This is a genomic window from Protofrankia sp. Cj3, assembly GCF_917627355.1.
GTDB lineage: Bacteria > Actinomycetota > Actinomycetes > Frankiales > Frankiaceae > Protofrankia.
On record NZ_CAKJTR010000071.1, the window covers coordinates 1 to 17,248 of the forward strand.

The following is a 17,248-nucleotide window of genomic DNA, read 5'->3' on the forward strand; positions in this document are numbered from 1 at the left end:
AGCGCCAGCCACGGGCTGAACACCTCGAACGAGCCGAAGCGGCGCGTACGCAGCACCGCGGACCGCAGGTAGATCGGTGTGTCGGTGTACCTGCGGGCGCGGTCCGCCCGGCACAGCACGAGCGCGACCCCGCCTTCCCCTGGCGAGCAGAACATGTACTGCGTCAGCGGATGGCTCAGCATGGCTGACGCCAGGATCTCCTCTTCGGTGAGTGGGGTGCGCCGCCACGCGTGCGGGTTCAGCGAGCCGTTGTGATAGGCCTTGGCCGCCACTTTCGCCAGCACCGACGTGCTGATGCCGTGGGTGTGCAGGTAGCGTTGTGCCTTCATGGCGAAGAACTGGGTGGTCAGCATGAGCCCGGTCTCGCCGTACCAGCCTCCGAGGCCGACTGCGGCGGGGTCGGTGTCGAACGCGCCCCGCGGATGCTTGTCAAAGCCGATCACCATGCCGAGCTCGTACGCGCCCGACCGGATGGTGCTGTCGGCACTGATCAGGGCGCTGCCACCCGTCGCGCACCCGTTGGACACGTTGATGAACGGGATACCGGTCAGCCCCAGCTCCGAGACGAGCGAGTCCGCGTCCCCCGCCGCGTGGCTGCCGCCGAAGGCGAACTGGATGTCAGTCCATTCCAGGCCCGCGTCCGCCAGCGCCGCCCGAGCCGCGCAGGCTCCCTGCGCCCGTCCGCTGACCCCTTCGTGCCGTCCGAACGGGTGGATCCCGATGCCCACGACGGCGACGTCCACGGCATACTCCTCTGTGGTTACTGGTGGCTGATTTTCACTGCGGGTCAGGCGGAGCGCACCGGGGCGAACGCGTAGGTGAGGACCTGGGTGCCGTCGTCGTCCGTCCGCAACGGCACCAGGACCAGCTCCATCGGATCCCCGATCCGCAGCCGCCGCGGGTCGTTCTCAGTCAGGCGGGCCTCGACGATGACCGCACCGGGCAGCTCCACGTATCCCACGCCGTAGGGGGTGAAGTCCGCCGGGCCGGCATAGGGGGATTTGGGACGGAAACCTTGCACGGTGAAGGACCACAGCGTGCCGCGGCGGGGAAGGACGCGGTCCGCCATGTCCATCCGGGCGCACCTCGGGCACGACCGCTGGCGGGGAAAGGTCGTCGTCCCGCAGGACCGGCAGCCGCTGGCGACGAGGCTCGGCCCGTCATCGCCTTCGACGAACAGGCCGTCGTCCACCGGCCGTGTCCTTGTCACAGGTCCGCCTCCCCGCCGTCGAGCAGCTGCCGGGTGTGTTCGCCCAGGCGCGGCGCCCGTGTCGGCGCCACGGCCGGGAAGGACGAGAACCGGTAGGGGCTCATCGGGACCGGCGCGCTGACGCCGTCGTCGAGCTCGATTGTGGCGAAGAAGGCCCTCGCCCGCAGGTGCTCGTCGTCGAGGACGTCCTCGGGGGCGTTGACCGGCCCGATCGGCAGTCCCCGCCGCTGCCCCTCGTGGTAGGCCGTGGCGGAGTCCAGCAGGAGGAACAGGCATTCGATGAGTTCCTGGATGTGCGCGAAGTTCCGCTGGCGGTGGGCCAGGCCGCGGTAGGCGGCATCGGTCAGGTCCGCGGCCACGCCGACGCTTTCCATCCAGGAGACCAGCGCATCCCAGGGCTTCTGGTCGGCGAGGATGAGCGCGAAGTACACCCACCGGTCGTCCGCGCAGCGGAACAGCGCCGGCTGGGTCGGCACGGGTTGCGCGTGCCGGCAGGTCTGGCGTCGCACGAGGACGCGTGGGTAGAACCAGTACGGGTTCGCCAGCTCCCCGCTGACGGCGAGGGACTCGTGCATGGACACGTCCACCAGCTGCCCGGCGCCGGTGCGCTGCCGGTCGAGCAGGGCCAGCAGCAGGCCGCAGTGCGCGAAGCTCGCCGCGGTGTGGTAGCCCTGGTTGCCGCCGGGCCGGATGGGCGGGATGGTGTGGTCGTCGTAGCCGCAGCTCGCCAGCGGGCCGCCAGCGGCCAGGCCGACCAGGTCGGACGTGCGGTAGTCCGCCCACGGGCCGTCCAGCCCGAACGGGGTGACCGACAGGATGACCAGCCGTGGGTATTCGGCCAACAGTCGGGAGTAGTCAAGGCCGGCCGCGGCGATCTCGCTCGGCCGCAGGGTGACGAGCAGGACATCCGCGCCGGCGAGCAGGCGGTGTAACGACGCCCGGCCCGATTCCGGTCCGTCAAGGACGACGCTGCGCTTACCGAGGTTGTAGTACCAGAATGTCAGGCTTGTGTCGGCGCTGACGACACCGCGGGCGAAGGGGCCGGCCTGGCGCGTCGGTGACCCCTGGGGTGGCTCGACCTTGACGACGTCGGCACCCAGCTCCGCGAGCAGTTTCCCGGTGTGCTCACCGGCGGGGTCACCGGCCCACTCGACGACCGTCAGCCCCGAGTAGGGGAGCGCGGGGGAGCCGGCCGCCGCGGGCGGGGAAGCGGGGGGCACGTCAGATCACACCCGCCGCGGCGAGGCCAGCCATCTCGTCGGCGGACAGGCCGAGGAGCTCGGTGAAGACGTAGGCGTTGTCCTCGCCGAGCAGGGGAGCCGACCGCCAGTTGTCCTGCTCGATATGGGAGAAGGCCACCGGCGTTCCCTCGAAGCGCGCCGGGCCGATCACCGGGTGGTCCAGCTCGAAGAAGATGCCACGATGGGCGAGCTGCGGGTCGATCTCGTTGAGGTCGCGCGCGTCCTGGACGGCACCGGCGCAGACGCCGTTGTCCTGCAGGAGCGTCATGATTTCGTGTGGCGATCGCTGCTGTGTCCATGCGCTCAGGTGGGCGTCGAGCGCGTCGGAGTGGGCAAACCGGCTCTGCTGGCTGGCGAAACGTGGGTCCGCGGCCCAGCCGGGGCTGCCGAGGACGGTCACCAGGCGCTGCCAGTCGGCGTCGTCGAAGACCGCGACGGCCACCCACCGGTCCGCACCGGCACAGGGGTACACCCCGTGCGGGGCGGCTGGCGGATGCTCCAGCCGGTTCCCCAGGGGGAAGCCCGGCCGGCGGGTCGGCCGCGCGTTCACGGTGACGTCGAGCAGGTCGGGACCGAGCAGGCAGACGCCGGCCTCCACGGCGGAGACATCGATTTCCGTGCCCTTCCCCGTCGCGTTGCGATGCAGGACCGCCATGAGCAGAGCCGCGCTGTTGCAGTAGGCGGCCTGGTTGTCCATGTAGGACAGGCCCCATCCCGAAGGCTCCCGGCCGGGCAGGCCGCTGATGAAGGACAGCCCGCTGACCGCCTGCACCACCGGCCCGTAGCTGCGGTAGGAGTGGTGCGGGCCGCTCTGGCCGAAACCGCTCATGTGGGCGTAGATGACCTCGGGGCACAGCGCCCGCAACCGTTCGTAGGTCAGGTTCCAGCGGTCCATGACGCCGGGGGCGAAATTCTCCGTCACCACACTGCTTGCCGCGATGAGCCGCTCCGCCAGCTCCCGGCCTTCGGCTGAGCGCATATTGATCGTTACGCCGAGCTTGTTGCGGTTGTAGTTGTTGAACAGCCCGCCCTTGTCCGGATCGGGATGCGGATCCTCCTCCCCGAAGGAACGGGGATCATTCTTGTAGAACGGCAGCCGACGTGGCATGTCGAGGCGGGTCCGGTCTTCGATTTTGATGACTTCGGCGCCGAAGTCCGCGAGCATGCGGGTGGCGACGGAGCCGACGCCCATCCAGCAGAAGTCGGCTATGCGGATACCGGTCAGCGGCCCGCGGCGGGCCCGGGGCCTCCGTTGCCGCGTCTGCCGCGTCGAGTCCCGCGTCGGCGACTGCTGAGTGTCCACCGTGCCGCCTCCCTGGGGTCGGATGCGCAGCCAACTGTATTTCTCATGATGAAACGCCGCAAGCCCCTGATCGCGCCATGTCCGCCCCGCTGCCGGCGGGCCGGGCCGGGGTGACTCTTGTGGCTTTTCATCATGACGAATATCGTGCCAATCCGATATGGATCGATCACGTGCCGGTGCGGCCCCACGGCCCCGCGGGTGTGCGGGCGGGGCGGACCGGGTTGGGAGGAGCCAGCAGTGACTGGTAGCCGGGAATGGCACCTGGTCCGCCGTCCCACCGGGTGGCCGACGGACGACGACGTGGCCTTGGTGGAGGTTGACGTACCCGGCCCCGGGCCGGGCGAACTCCTCGTGCGCAACACCGCGATGTCGGTGGAGCCGTATATGCGCGGCCGGATGAGCGAGGCGGTCTCCTACACCGAGCCCTACGCGCTCGGCGCGCCGATGCTGGGACACGCGGTCGGCACGGTGATCGCGTCCGGTGAGCCTGGCATCCCGGCCGGCCGGTCCGTGGTCCACCAGGCGGGATGGCGGGAGTACGCGCTGGTCCCCGCCGCGGCCGCCGAACCCGTCGACACGGACGCTTTTCCCGCCTCCACCTACCTCGGCGCCCTGGGCATCACGGGCATGACCGCCTATGTCGGGCTGTCGCACGTCGCCGCGTGCAAGCCCGGGGAAACCGTGTTCGTCTCGGCCGCGGCCGGCGCGGTGGGTGCCACCGCCGGCCAGATCGCCAAAGCCATGGGCTGCCGAGTGATCGGCAGCGCGGGCGCTGAGGCGAAGGTTCGTTTCCTCACCGAGGAGCTCGGATATGACGCGGCGTTCAACTACCGTGACTCGCCCGTGCGGGCGTCGCTCGCCGTGGCGCTGACGGAGGTGGGCGCGGACGGCCTGGACGTCTACTTCGACAACGTCGGGGGAGAGCAGCTGGAAGCCGCGATCCGGGTCATGCGCCCGTTCGGCCGCATCGCGCTCTGCGGGGCGATCTCCACCTACAACGCGACCGAACCCGTGCCCGGTCCGCGCAACCTGCTGCTGATGATCTGGCGCCGGCTGCGGATGACAGGCTTCCTCGTCAGCGATCATGCTGACCAGCACGCCGCTTTCACCGGTGACATGTCGCGCTGGCTGCGGGCGGGCGCGGTCCGCAGCGTCGAGACGGCTGTCCACGGCGGTGTCGAGGCCGCCTGGCCGGCGTTCCTGGCGATGCTGCGCGGTGACAACGTCGGGAAGATGATCGTCCATTTCGGCTCGTCCGCGGTCGGTGACGTGGATCACTGATCGCTCTTGACAAGACTAGTTCGTTATAAGGAATCTGTCCCCAGCCTCGGCCGCGGCCGTCGACGGGGGGTGGGACGCGCGGCCGGAAGCGACACACCGGAACGGGGCACCAGGCGGGTGGCCCCACCGTGGGTACCGGGCTGCTCCGGGGCGGGGCCCGGCACAGCGGCCCAGCGTGGCCCGCTCGCACCGCGACCGGGTTTCACCATCTCAGGAGGAGAACGGATGACAATCGTGAGGACGTTCGAAGACGTCCGCGACCGCGTCAACATCAGTGACACGCTCTGCCGCTACTGCTCCACGGTCGACCAGAAGGACTTCGTCGGCTTACGCGCGGTCTTCGCCGAGGACGCCCGGATGCGTTTCTGTCTGGGCGGTACGTGGAACGAGTGGGTCGAGGGCGCCGACGCCATCGTGGCGTGGATCGACAAGATGACCGCGGACCGCGGTTTCCAGCACCACCTGCTGTCCGTCTACCACGTCGACATCGAGGGCGACCAGGCCTCGACACTTGCCTACCTCACGTCCCACCAGGTCGCCGCCGACGATCCCGACCAGGTCATGCAGATGTCCAGCCGTTACCGCAACCGACTGCGCCGGGACGGCGAGGGCTGGCTCATCACCCAGATCGAGCTCGAGGTCGGCTGGATCGAGATCCGGGCCTTCGACCAGAGCCAGGCGATCGGCTGATGCCGGCGTCCACACCGGCATCTATGGCGGGCGGCATGCCACCTGCCGGCAGCTGCCCGGTGATCAACTATGACATCATGTCCCCGCGGCCGGTGCTGACCGCCGTCCGGGAGATGGCGGAGCTGCGCGAGGCCGCCCCCGTCTGCTGGAACAGCTTCGGGACCGGTTTTTGGATGCTCACCCGTTACGAGGAGTGCCGGGAGGCGTATCAGGCCCCCGAGATCTTCGGTAGTGATTCGGTGATCGTCCTGGACCCGAACCCTGGCTACCGCTGGATTCCGACGAATGTCGCCCCGCCCGAGCACAGCCGGTACCGCCAGATCCTCAACCGGCCCTTCTCACCCCGCACGGTCGCGGGTATGGCCCCCCGGATGCGCGAACTGTGCAACCAGACCATCGACACCTTTGTCGGCAGGGGCGGCTGCGAGTTCGTGGCCGACTTCGCGGCGGTGTACCCGACCCGGGTCTTCTTGTCGATCATGGGTCTGCCCGCGGCCGACGACATGCTGTTCGTCGACTGGGTGGACACGATCTTCGACGCCTTCAGCGATCCCGCGGGCCAGGCCCGGACGATGGCGGCGATGGGCGCGATGACGGAGTACTTCGTCAGGGTGGTCGCGGACCGGCGGGCGGCCCCGCGTGATCCGGCGGCGGATTTCGTCAGCTACCTCATGACGGAACGCTACGAGGATCGGCCATTGCGCGACGACGAGATCCTGCAGATGTGCGTCGTGCTCGTCCTTGCCGGTCTGGACACCGTCAAGAGCCAGCTGAGCTACTCCTTCCACCATCTCGCGACGACACCGGAGCACCGGCGGCGGGTGGCGACCGACCCGGCCGTGGTGCCCACGGCGGTGGAGGAGTTCCTGCGGGCCTTCCCGATCATTCAGGACGGCCGCAAGGTCACCCGCGACGTGGAGTTCCACGGCTGCCCGATGAAGAAGGGGGACATGGTGCTGCTGACGCTGGGCGCGGCCATGCGCGACCCCCGGTCCTTCCCGGATCCCGAGCGGGTCGATCTCGACCGTACGGCCAACCGGCACATCTCCTTCGCGGCCGGGCCGCACCGGTGCCTCGGCTCCCATCTCGCTCGGGCCGAGATGGCCGTCGCCCTGCGGGAGTGGCACCGGCGTATCCCGGACTACCGGCTCGCCTCCGCCGAGCCGGTGCTCGAGCGCGGTGGCGCGGCCGGGCTGGTCGCGCTGCCGCTTGCCTGGGAGCGGTCATGACTGCCGAGCCGACGACCGAGGAGGAGCGCGCCGTGGAGATCATGATTGATCCCGCCCGCTGCACCGGGCACGGCCGCTGCTATTCGCTGGCTCCGGACGTGTTCGACGCCGATGACGATGGCTTCTCCCAGCCACGAGGCGTTGCCTTCGCCGCGGCCGCCGACCGGGCGCAGGCGGCGTGGCTCGGTGCCCGCTCGTGCCCGGAGGAAGCGATCACGGTCATGGCCGTCGAGCGGACCGGCGAAAGCCGCGACCTTGCTGAATTTCCTCATAAGAAATAATGTTCGTCACATCAGGGCGCTCATAGGCCGGGGCGACCGCCATGCCCTCGGTGCCCCGGCAGGTGCCCCCGAGAACGGTGAAGGGAACGGTGTCATGGCCGAGGCGTCGGTGATCGACGGCATCAGGGTGATCGACACGGATACCCATGTGATCGAACCCGCTGATCTGTGGACGTCGCGGATCTCCACGGCGAAGTGGGGTGACCTGGTCCCGCACGTCCGCTGGGACGACGACCGCCAGGAGGAGGCGTGGTACTTCGGCGACGCGCGCCTGTCGGCCACGGCGGGCGGGGCGATGGCCGGCTGGGGCGAGTTCCCGCCGAAGCACCCCCGCCGGCTCGCCGACGTCGACCCGGCGCTGTGGAACGCCCCCGACCGGCTGCGCAGAATGGACGAGTACGGGATCTGGGCCCAGGTGCTCTACCCCAACGTGGCGGGGTTTGGCACCGGGAGGTTCCTCGGGCTCAAGGACCCCGAGCTGATGCTGCGCTGCATCCAGGCGTACAACGACTACCAGACCGACTGGGCGAGCGCGGACCCGCGTCGCCTGCTGCCGATGGCGGCGCTGCCCTTCTGGGACCTGGCGGCGAGCGTGGCCGAGATCGAGCGGACGGTCGCGATGGGGCACAAAGGTGTGATCATGGCCCAGGAGACCGAGTTCTTCGGCCTGCCGCTGCTCGGTGATCCCCACTGGGACCCGATCTGGGCGACCGCCCAGGACCTCGGCGTCCCGGTCAACTTCCACATCGCCTCAGGTGACCTCTCGCTGATCGAGAAGAACGTCCCCGGTAACGGGATGCACGCGAACTACGCCTCGGTCGGGGTCTCCTTCTTCATGGGCAACGCCCGGGCCATCGCGACCGTCATCTGCGCCGGGATCTGCCACCGCTTCCCGCGGCTGAACTTCGTCTCGGTCGAGAGCGGCATCGGCTGGCTCCCGTACGCCCTGGCCGCCCTGGACTGGCAGTGGCGCAACTGCGGTGTCCCGCTCGAACACCCCGAGTACGACCTGCTGCCCAGCGAGTACTTCCAGCGCCAGATCTTCGGCTGCTTCTGGTTCGAGCGCGAGACCGCCCGGCAGGCGATCGAACTCCTCGGTCCCGACAACTTCCTCTACGAGACCGACTTCCCGCACCCGACGAGCATGTCGCCTGGTCCGGCGAGCGCGGCGGTCCGACCGGACCTGTTCATCGCGGCGGCGTTCGCGGACCTGCCCGGCGATGTGTCCCACAAAATTCTGCACGACAACGCGGCCCGTATCTACCACCTGGACTGACCTGAGAGCGTGTGTGAGATCGGGCTTGCGATCAGTGAGCCGGAATGACGATCTCACACACGCTCTGAAGCCCACGACAGCGGTGCGGTGCTGGCGATGCGGATGGAGATGGCTGATTGCTGTTGGTCACGAGTGTTTGACCTTCTCCTGTAGTCAACAGTGTTGACGACCCACGCCCGCGATTTGATCTTTAATGTTGACCGTTCCTTGTGCGCGAGCTGGCCAGCCTGCTTTGCTGGCAAAAAATCGATGATTGTCAGCTGGATCCGCGACAGCTCGCCTTGCGGGCGACGCGAGCCGGCGTGACGGAGGTGCACGTGCCCGTTGATTTTGATCACGGCCCGGTGGTCGACGATCTCACCCGGCGTACCGCCGAATTTGTGCGGACCGTCGTCATGCCCGAGGAGGAACGCTTCGGGGGCGTTGCCGCGCGCGGCGGCGACGCGATGCGCGCACGGCTCCAGCAGGCAGCCAAGGATGCGGGGATCTTCGCCCCGCACGTACCGGCGCTGTACGGCGGGCACGGCCTGGACATGCGCGGCCGGGCGCCCGTGTTCGAGGAGGCGGGCTACTCGCTGTTCGGCCCGCTGGCGCTGAACATCGCCGCTCCCGACGAGGGCAACATGCACCTGCTCGAGGTCATCGCGACGGCCGGGCAGAAGGAGCGCTACCTGCGGCCGTTGGCAACCGGTGCGGTGCGTTCCTGCTTCGCGATGACGGAGCCCGCGCCCGGAGCGGGGTCGGATCCGACCGCGCTGACCACACGCGCGGTGAAGGACGCGGGCGGTTGGCGGATCGACGGCCGCAAGTGGTTCATCAGCGGCGCGGACGGCGCCGGATACGCGATCTGCATGGCCCGCACCTCGGGCGAGCCGGGGCAGCGCGGCGGGGCGACGATGTTCCTCGTCGACGCGGGCAACCCTGGCATGAAGATCGTCCGTCATATCGAGACCCTGGACGAAAGCCTGTACGGCGGCCATTGCGAGGTGCTGTTCGACGGCTGCATGGTAGCGCACGAGGCTGTGCTCGGCGAGGTGGACAAGGGCTTCGACTACGCCCAGGTCCGCCTCGGCCCGGCCCGGACGACCCACTGCATGCGTTGGCTGGGTATTGCCCGGCGGGCCCAGGACATCGCCGTGGCCAGGGCCGCGGACCGGCGGCTGTTCGGTTCCCGGCTGGCGGAGCTGGGCATGGCTCAGGCGATGATCGCGGATAACGAGATCGACATCGCCGCGTCCCGTGGGCTGATCATGCAGGCCTGCTGGGAGCTCGACCAGGGCCGTTCCGGAGCCCAGTCGACCGCGATCGCGAAGACCTTCACCGCCGAGGCCGTGTGGCGGGTCGTCGACCGCTCGCTGCAGATCTGCGGCTCTCTCGGTATCTCCGGGGATGTGCTGTTGTCGCGCTTCCTGCGCGAGGTGCGTCCCTTCCGCATCTATGACGGACCGTCGGAGACCCATCGCTGGGCGATCGCCCGCCGGGTGGTCCGTCGGCACCATGACAGCCGTCCAGACGCACCATGACGGCTGGTAGCGCCAACCTGTTTCCGGTTGTTGTCCGTGGGCTGCCTGGCCGGATGGTTAACACGAACGGTAACCAACTTGCGGCGAAATTCGCGGAAAATTAGGCCTTGCGGTCACAGGGCGTAGTTCGCTACCGTGGCCGGGCTCTCAGTAGCACCGGGCCGGACGCCGAGTTCTGCCCTCGGCCCGGTGTCCCCTCCTCACCATCGCCAGGGCAGAAGCGGGGGACCCAGGTCCCGCCGGGCGTCGTTGCCACTACGACGTCCTTGGGGTGAAGCCGGCCGCACATCCCGTGCGTGCCGACCGGGCTTCCCGGCCCGAACCCGACAGCTAACCTCGCAGGCGTACGGGAAGGATCATCGTTGCCTGCAGATCAGGCGTGCTCAGATCCGGCCGACACGATTATTTCCCGCCGCGGTCGTCACCGTGCGCAGCCGGTCAAGCCCAGTTTTGGCCGTCGCTCCGCGCGCGCCGTGGTTGCCGCCGCGGCTACCGGTACCGTTGCCCTGACCGCTTTGTCAGCCCCGGCGCTGGCAAACGACACCGGGGCCGACAGCCCGACCGATGCGCCCCAGGCCACCGCCGCCGTGCCGGCCTGGGCCGGTGACACCACCGCCGCGGGAGCCCCCGGGACAGCCCCCGCGGAGCCCGGTCCGGCCACGGGCGCCACGGGCGCCACGGGGGCGGAGGAACCAGCACGTGGGCTGGCGGGACAGCAGGACCAGAACAGCGCGTCAACGCAGCAGGACAGCGCGTCGCTGTCCGCCGGGAGCCTCGGCGAGAAGGTTGTCTACCTGGCATCGAAGCAGGCGGGTAAACCGTATGCGTGGGGCGCGCAGGGCCCGAACTCCTTCGACTGCTCTGGTCTTGTCCAGTACATTTACAAACAGCTCGGCCGCAGTGTGCCGCGGGTGACCGACGCCCAGTACGCGGCGTCGCGGAAGATATCGCAGGATGCCAAGCAGCCCGGCGATCTCATTTTCTTCGGTCAGCCCGGAAACATCTACCATGTGGGAATCTACGCCGGGAACGAAATGATGTGGGCCGCGCCCCACACCGGCACCGTCGTTCGGCTGCAGAAGATTTATTCCGCGAGTTATCTGGTCGGCCGCCTGGGGTGATGACCGGGCCGGACCGCCAGGCGGGTACGCGCCGATCAACGTTACTGATCCGATCAACGATACTGAGGTGAACTGGCTGCTCATGTCCAGTGGAACACTATCCAGCGGAACACACCGAAGAAGTCACCGGAAAATGCGAGGAAAAAGCCACCGGAAGCAGCCCGAACGCAACCGCGGCGCGGTGGCTGCCGCCGCCGGTGTCATCGGCGCGACGGCGGGCATGATGCTGACCGCGAGTCCGGCGAGCGCGAGCCCCGTGGCTCCGCCCAGCACGAGCGCTGTCGCTCCAGGAATTGTTTCTGACGCTGCCATCGCCGGTGCTGGCAGGAACGCGGGGCTGGCTGGCTGCGCCGGGATACCGCTGGGAACCTGGGTCGCGGTCGCACTGGCCGAGTCCGGCGGCAACCCGGACGCGCACAATTCCAGCGGCGAGGATTCCCGCGGACTATGGCAGATCAACATGCGGGCGCATGCGAGCTGGGTCGGCGGGGCGGATCTGTTCGATCCAGCCGTCAACGCACAGGCCGCCAGGCGGGTATGCGACGTGCAGGGCATCGGAGCATGGAGTACGTACACCAACGGCTCCTACCGCCGGTACCTCGGGCGGGGCGCGGCGGCTGCCGCCGCCGCCGGCGCGGGCGGTGACAGCGGCGCAAGCGCTTACCCGGCCGTTCCCAGCGGCCCTGTCAACACTTCTGCCCAGGCCGACGCGCCCGGTGTGGCAATGGCACGACCGGACGCGCCGGCTCCCCGCGTGCAGGCGGTCCGTTACACGCACCGCCTGCGTCCCGGCGTCCGTCAGATTCAGCGGCAATTGGCCGGGTACGGCTACCCGGTCGCGGTGGACGGGAATTTCGGGCCGCGCACCACCGGAACAGTAAAGGCCTACCAGCGCCGGCACGGGCTGGTGGCCGACGGCGTTGTCGGTCCGCGGACCCGCGCCGCGCTGTTCCATTCCGCCGCTTAGTGGTCGTTGAGCGCTCGTTGAGCGGTCGACAAGAGGGGACGCGGCGACGCACGGGCACCCCGGCACCCCGGTCGCCACCTCCGGCGTTATCCCTGCGCATGGGTATCACGCTGGGCATATACAGCTCGCGGCAAAGCGCGGTTTTCCGCAGAAAATCCGCAACGGAGGACATGGATATCTGTGCCCCTGTTGCCGGGCGCTCGTGATTTCCGGTTGACTCCTGGTTCGGGTGTCGTAGATTGAGAGGCTCCGGCAACAGGACTGTCCGGCTCGCGCCGCCCGGGCGGCGCCTCGCGTCGTTGTCGTCGGTCCACGCCCAATACCAGGGCGCATCCTTCCGCGGCCTCGCGATCCATCCACCCGGACGCCGCTGCCTGATCGAACGCTCTGCTGCCGGAGCCTCGCATGGCTGAAAAACGACGACTCGTGGTGGAGGCGATCGAATGGAGCAGCAGCAGGCGCAGCAAGTTGAGCAGTATCTACGGCAGAACTGGCGGGAGATCCGGTATCAGATACTTGACCAGTTCGTCCAGGTGAGCACCGCGGACCTCGAAGCCGTCTCCAGCGTCAACGACCTCGTTCGGCGGATCGCGGACAGATCGCACTATACCGAGCCGTACATCGAGGCACGCCTACGCGAACTGGTCGGTGTCACGGCGGGCACCGGCCAGGCGGCACAGGCCGGCGGCGAGGCCGGGCCAGCGGGCGCCGAAGCCGAGCAGCCGGGCGCCGAAGCCACTGGCGACGAGCAGGCCGAGCCCCTCGGCGGGTCCCGGCAGGCGTTCGGCGGGCCGGAGCAACAGGCGGATTCTGAGTGAGAACAGTCCACGGCTGATCCCGGCCAGGGCACAAGCGCCCTGTTGCCGGGCGCGCATAGCCTCCCGGCGTCGCTCGGGTGGCACGTGTGGACCAGCGCGACATCACGGGCGCGGACGGCGGCGGATGCCGCGCCCAGACCGCGATCATAGCGTCGGTGTGTGCGGACCGGATACACAGAGCACCCCCAGCGGGCCGCCGCTGGGGGTGCCTGCCGGCTTGGGGCCTATGCTCTTCTCTGATCACCATGATGGCCTGTACTGTCACAAACAGCAGCAGACATTCAGGGGGGGCTTAGTTGCTGCGAAGAGGCCATTATTGCCGCACAGTGGGTGAAACGGGCGTTGCCGGGCGAGGCCCGGCCCGATTACGGGCGTTGTTGCCCGCGGCCGGGGCGGCCGTCAGCGTCGTGGGCCTGCTCCTGACACTCGCCCTGGGGTCGTTCATCCTCCGTTGGGGGGTGCCGCCGGTATCCGCGTTTGCCCCACTGGGAGCTGCCGGTGACACCGCCTTTGCGATCCGTGTCGTTGAGCTGCCGGAGAAGGTCGACCGAAGCGTTCTGGGAAATCTGAACACCCTGCTCAAAGGCATACCGGAAACTGGCGGAGCCGTTGTGGTGCGGGTGGCCCGCGCCGCCACGCTGGCCAATGACCCCACCACGCTGACCGATCTGGACTCGATCTTCCGTCGTCGTGCGGTGCTCGCCGTTCAGGCCCTGTCGTCTCAGGCCGTGCCGCTGGCTGGGCCCGCGACAGGCGGTCCAGCGGATCTCGGGACGGCTGGCTCGCTGCTGCTGGCGATTGCCGACCACCGGTTCGCTGACTGGGACCAGGCCCGCGGCGCGCTGTCCCATAACCACGGGCTGGCGCTGTCCTGCGTGAAGGAATGTCAGGAGCAGGTGGCGGGCACCCCGGCGGAACGGACCGCGGGCATGTACACGACCAGCGGTGATTCCTTTTTCCTGGCTGTCGTCCTTGGGCGGGTGTCACAGGTGGAGACGCTGGGTAGCCTGGCCGATCCGGCTCAGCCGTCCGCCAGCCCTTCCCCGACGGCGCAATCACCCGTGACCCCGCCGGGGTCCCCGCCGGCTCAGCCCCATTCGGTACTGTCATCGATACTGTCGACGCTGGCCTATGTGCTGGTTGCGGGCGTGATGCTCGTGCTTGGCTTCGCCATCGGCCGCCGGCGCGGGGACCATGCCGGGGAGGAGCCCGCCAGTGACGCGGACAGCATGGACGGGGGGCGGGCCCAATCACGGCCAGTGTCACCTGTCGCGCCGCCAAACATAGCCGTCAGCCAGCTCGGCACGGTGCATTCCGCTTTTGGCCCGCAGGGTTATGTCGCGGTCGACGGGGGGCTCTACCGGGCCCGATGGATGGGGGGTCCCGACGCGCCTCGGCCCCGCGTCGGCAGCCAGGTGGTGTTGAGGACGCACGAGGTGGATGGGTTGCAGGCGTGGCCGGCGCAAGGCCGCTCCGGGCCTCGTCCATAGCGTGCGCTGAGACATCCGGCGCGGTTCGGAGCCCATGATCGTGTTTTTTCGGCCTACTGGAACTGGGAACGGGGACAGATCACACCATGGCACCTCGTAACAGCCCCGACCGGGCAACGGACCGCCGTCAGCCACGGGACGTTATTGGGAACATCCCCATTCCCCGGCCCAGTCATCGCGTGCTCGTGGTCCTCTGCATGGACACCTCCTATTCCATGCGCGGCGAGGCGATCGACAAGCTCAACGACGCGCTCGCCAGCTGGGCGCGAAGCATGCACGCGGGCGAGAAGATGGCGGCGACCACCGAGTTCGCGCTCATAACGTTTGGCGCCGGGGGAGTGCGCAAGTGGCGTGGGGACGAGAGTTTCGATCCGCGCAGCGACCGGACTCCGTTCGTCCCGGCCCATAGTTTTCGGCCACCGAAGCTGAGCGCTGACGGCGTGACACCGCTGGTTGAGGCGATTCGGCTCAGTATCTCGGTTATCGAAGCACGTAAGCGGCAGCTGGCCCAGGAAAAGGTGACCTGGAAGCGGCCGCTCGTCTGGCTTGTCACCGATGGCAGGCCGACCGACGAGGAGGGGAAGCCGGCGTCGGACTGGCACCCGCTGGCAGGAGAGATTCGCGGCCTGGAGGCGGCTCAGAAGCTTGCCCTCTTCGCGATCGGCATCCCACCCATCGACGATCTGGGCCAGGAAACCCTGCGCGCGTTCGCGCCGGAACGAAACATGGTATACGGCCGGTTCGATTTCAGTGACATCCTGCTGCAACTGGACCGCAGCGTGGAGGATCCCAACTACAAGCTGCGCGGTTACCAGCCGAGGCAGGCGTGACCTCCGGCCGGCAGCCCGCCCGGCCGCCCGCGCCCACGGGAAGAAGCGCGGGCGGCGTCCGGCCCTACCGTTGGCGTATCCGGGGGGCCAGCGTCCAGGGCTATTCACACGTGCGGGAAGGGAAATGGTGCGAGGATTCGTTCGCGCACCTTTCACTGTACGAGCGGGGATCCCTGCCCGACGTCCACGTGCTGGCGGTGGCCGACGGCGCCGGATCCGCCCCGCGATCAGCCGAGGGATCCCGGCTCGCGGTCGCGATGGCCACCCGGCTGGTGCGCGACCGGATCCACCCCAGCGGCCGGCCCGCGACCGCGCCTGACCTGCGCCAGCTGTTGGCAGCCGCGCATGAGGAAATCGTCACGGAGTTTCGTCGAGTTGTCACCGCGGTCGCCGGGCGGGAGCACATCGGCGAGTTCGCGACGACACTGACGGTTGTCGTGCTTGCCTATCCCCTGATCGGTTATCTGAGCATCGGAGACGGCTTCATCGTCGTCCGCACCGGTGAGGGGGGACAGACCAACCTGCATCTGCTCGACGCCGGGAGCGCTGACCCCGAGCACGCCAGCCAGACGGTCTTCCTGACCTCGGACACGAGCCGGGCTGCCCGGGTGAACGCGGTCTACGACCCGTGGATCACCGGTGTGTTCATGTCGACCGACGGTCTGATCCCCGTCACGCTGCGACGTGACCCGGAGGGCCGGCTGGCGGTGGCTACCGAGCCGGTGATCGACACCGTGCTCGGATTACTCGACGATGATCATTTTGATGCCTCCGGGCTCGTCCAGCTGCTGCTGCGGGAGGCGGTCACGGAAGTGACCCAGGACGACACGACGCTGCTGGTGGCGGTCCTGTGTCGGTGACCGAGATTTTTGTGGACGGACGCAGGCTGACCTGTTCCACTGTCCTCGGCAGCGGAACCGAGTCGATTGTCTACGCCGTGGATGCTGATTCCCGGCAGGCCGTGAAGATCTACCGGGAGCCCGACGCCGAGCGCGGCCGCCGTCTTGAGCACATGCTCCGGGCTTTCACCGCGTCGCAGTTCGTCGAGCCTGGATCCGGCCATCCGGGACTGGTATGGCCGCAGGAACTGGCCCGCGATTCCGCCGGGGCGGTGCTCGGGTACGTCATGCGCCGTTCCAACGATCATCCGCTGAGCACGCTCCTGGAGCACCTCACCCGCCTGACAGTATTCCCGGACAAGGACTGGAGATTCCTGCTGGGGGTGGCCAGCAACCTGGCTCAGCTGGTCGCGATCCTGCATGACCAGGAGATTGTCGTGGGTGATCTCGCGCCATCCAACATCCATGTCCGGGCGGACGGCCTGATCAGCTTTCTTGACTGTGACTCGCTGCAGTTCTCCCATGCCGGCGAGGTGTTCTCATGCCATACCGTTACCCCGGAATACGCCGCACCTGAACTGCTGCCCGAGCTGGCGGGGCCCAAGAGCGTCGCAACGGACAGGTTTACCCTCGCCGTGCTGGTGTGCCAGCTGCTGCTGTGCGGGGACCATCCGTTTCACGGTATTCCGGCTCGGCCGCTGGATGTCGACCCGTCGCCGGAGACGAACATCCAGTACGGCATCACCGTCCTGACGGCGCCGAGCGAGGTCGAGGTTCCGGCCGAGGCGATTGCGCCCAGCGTGCTCCCGCCGCGGGTCGCGGAGCTGGCCAGGCAGGCGTTCGGGGCCGGCCACGCCGTGGCCGGGACGCGCCCCGCCGCGCAGGAATGGGCCGAAGCGCTCGATCTCGCCTGGGCTGATGTGAAAAGCTGTGACGCCCGGCCGGAGCACACCTACAGCGGGCATCTGGCGGAATGCCCGTGGTGCGGGCGGGCCGAAGCGGGCCAGTTCGACCCCTTTCCGCTGTTGACGGACAGCGTTGTGGACGCGTCCGGTACGTCCAGGACGAAGGCCGCCAATGTTTTTCTCGTGGTCGGGGCTCTGCTGATCGCCGTGCTGGTAATCCTGCTCCTCGCGGCCCGATAGCGGC

At 68.6% G+C, this 17,248-nt stretch carries 18 protein-coding genes and 1 riboswitch; of the genes, 13 read left to right on the forward strand and 5 right to left on the reverse strand.

Annotation, left to right across the window (positions count from 1 at the left end):
- The 4 genes from MJ783_RS11755 to MJ783_RS11770 form a co-directional block, all read right to left on the reverse strand.
- Positions 1-743: thiolase family protein (locus tag MJ783_RS11755; protein ID WP_239310448.1), on the reverse strand; the 743-nt coding region annotated here is incomplete at its 3' end.
- A gap of 44 nt (positions 744-787) precedes the next feature.
- Complete coding sequence (locus tag MJ783_RS11760; protein ID WP_239310449.1) at positions 788-1,210, reverse strand: Zn-ribbon domain-containing OB-fold protein; 423 nt, start codon at positions 1,208-1,210, stop codon at positions 788-790.
- On the reverse strand, positions 1,207-2,430 hold the full coding sequence (locus tag MJ783_RS11765) for a CaiB/BaiF CoA-transferase family protein (RefSeq protein WP_239310450.1): 1,224 nt from the start codon (positions 2,428-2,430) through the stop codon (positions 1,207-1,209). The genes MJ783_RS11760 and MJ783_RS11765 overlap by 4 nt, the downstream gene beginning before the upstream one ends.
- A gap of 1 nt (position 2,431) precedes the next feature.
- Positions 2,432-3,754, reverse strand: a complete 1,323-nt coding sequence (locus tag MJ783_RS11770) for a CaiB/BaiF CoA-transferase family protein (RefSeq protein ID WP_239310451.1) — start codon at positions 3,752-3,754, stop codon at positions 2,432-2,434.
- A gap of 237 nt (positions 3,755-3,991) precedes the next feature.
- Here MJ783_RS11770 and MJ783_RS11775 point away from each other — a divergent pair, with 237 nt between their 5' ends.
- The 5 genes from MJ783_RS11775 to MJ783_RS11795 all read left to right on the forward strand — a co-directional run bounded on the left by MJ783_RS11775 (position 3,992) and on the right by MJ783_RS11795 (position 8,511).
- Positions 3,992-5,035 (forward strand): NADP-dependent oxidoreductase, encoded by a 1,044-nt coding sequence (locus tag MJ783_RS11775; RefSeq protein ID WP_239310452.1) that lies wholly within the window; start codon positions 3,992-3,994, stop codon positions 5,033-5,035.
- 225 nt (positions 5,036-5,260) lie between these two features.
- Complete coding sequence (locus MJ783_RS11780) at positions 5,261-5,725, forward strand: nuclear transport factor 2 family protein (protein WP_239310453.1); 465 nt, start codon at positions 5,261-5,263, stop codon at positions 5,723-5,725.
- Positions 5,725-6,954 (forward strand): cytochrome P450, encoded by a 1,230-nt coding sequence (locus MJ783_RS11785; RefSeq protein WP_239310454.1) that lies wholly within the window; start codon positions 5,725-5,727, stop codon positions 6,952-6,954. The genes MJ783_RS11780 and MJ783_RS11785 overlap by 1 nt, the downstream gene beginning before the upstream one ends.
- Positions 6,955-6,995: 41 nt before the next feature.
- Positions 6,996-7,235, forward strand: coding sequence for a ferredoxin (locus MJ783_RS11790; protein ID WP_370651604.1), 240 nt, complete (start codon positions 6,996-6,998; stop codon positions 7,233-7,235).
- Between the two features lie 94 nt (positions 7,236-7,329).
- The gene (locus MJ783_RS11795; protein ID WP_239310456.1) at positions 7,330-8,511 is read left to right on the forward strand and encodes an amidohydrolase family protein; all 1,182 of its coding nucleotides are present in this window, start codon (positions 7,330-7,332) and stop codon (positions 8,509-8,511) included.
- A gap of 53 nt (positions 8,512-8,564) precedes the next feature.
- On the opposite strand, the gene MJ783_RS11800 is transcribed toward MJ783_RS11795, so the two are convergent.
- A complete protein-coding gene (locus tag MJ783_RS11800; RefSeq protein ID WP_239310457.1) occupies positions 8,565-8,849 on the reverse strand; it encodes a hypothetical protein in 285 nt (94 codons plus the stop codon).
- Between MJ783_RS11800 and MJ783_RS11805 the strand changes: the two genes are divergently transcribed.
- The 8 genes from MJ783_RS11805 to MJ783_RS11840 all read left to right on the forward strand — a co-directional run bounded on the left by MJ783_RS11805 (position 8,829) and on the right by MJ783_RS11840 (position 17,244).
- On the forward strand, positions 8,829-10,034 hold the full coding sequence (locus tag MJ783_RS11805) for an acyl-CoA dehydrogenase family protein (protein ID WP_239310458.1): 1,206 nt from the start codon (positions 8,829-8,831) through the stop codon (positions 10,032-10,034). The genes MJ783_RS11800 and MJ783_RS11805 overlap by 21 nt on opposite strands.
- A 197-nt stretch (positions 10,035-10,231) precedes the next feature.
- Positions 10,232-10,393, forward strand: a riboswitch (cyclic di-AMP (ydaO/yuaA leader).
- A gap of 3 nt (positions 10,394-10,396) precedes the next feature.
- The gene (locus MJ783_RS23655) at positions 10,397-11,155 is read left to right on the forward strand and encodes a C40 family peptidase (RefSeq protein ID WP_370651603.1); all 759 of its coding nucleotides are present in this window, start codon (positions 10,397-10,399) and stop codon (positions 11,153-11,155) included.
- A 133-nt stretch (positions 11,156-11,288) separates the two neighbouring features.
- Positions 11,289-12,122, forward strand: coding sequence for a peptidoglycan-binding protein (locus MJ783_RS11815; protein ID WP_239310459.1), 834 nt, complete (start codon positions 11,289-11,291; stop codon positions 12,120-12,122).
- A gap of 443 nt (positions 12,123-12,565) precedes the next feature.
- On the forward strand, positions 12,566-12,940 hold the full coding sequence (locus tag MJ783_RS11820) for a hypothetical protein (protein WP_239310460.1): 375 nt from the start codon (positions 12,566-12,568) through the stop codon (positions 12,938-12,940).
- A gap of 326 nt (positions 12,941-13,266) precedes the next feature.
- Entirely contained in the window at positions 13,267-14,430 is a 1,164-nt protein-coding gene (locus tag MJ783_RS11825; protein ID WP_239310461.1) for a hypothetical protein, read from the forward strand.
- A 215-nt stretch (positions 14,431-14,645) separates the two neighbouring features.
- Positions 14,646-15,260: a hypothetical protein gene (locus MJ783_RS11830; RefSeq protein ID WP_239310462.1), complete on the forward strand. Its 615-nt coding sequence runs from the start codon at positions 14,646-14,648 to the stop codon at positions 15,258-15,260.
- Positions 15,257-16,120 carry a PP2C family serine/threonine-protein phosphatase gene (locus tag MJ783_RS11835; protein ID WP_239310463.1) on the forward strand — a complete coding sequence of 288 codons (864 nt, stop codon included), beginning with the start codon at positions 15,257-15,259 and terminating at the stop codon, positions 16,118-16,120. The genes MJ783_RS11830 and MJ783_RS11835 overlap by 4 nt, the downstream gene beginning before the upstream one ends.
- Positions 16,111-17,244 (forward strand): hypothetical protein, encoded by a 1,134-nt coding sequence (locus tag MJ783_RS11840; RefSeq protein WP_239310464.1) that lies wholly within the window; start codon positions 16,111-16,113, stop codon positions 17,242-17,244. Before MJ783_RS11835 ends, MJ783_RS11840 begins: the two co-directional genes overlap by 10 nt.
- Positions 17,245-17,248: the final 4 nt, after the last annotated feature.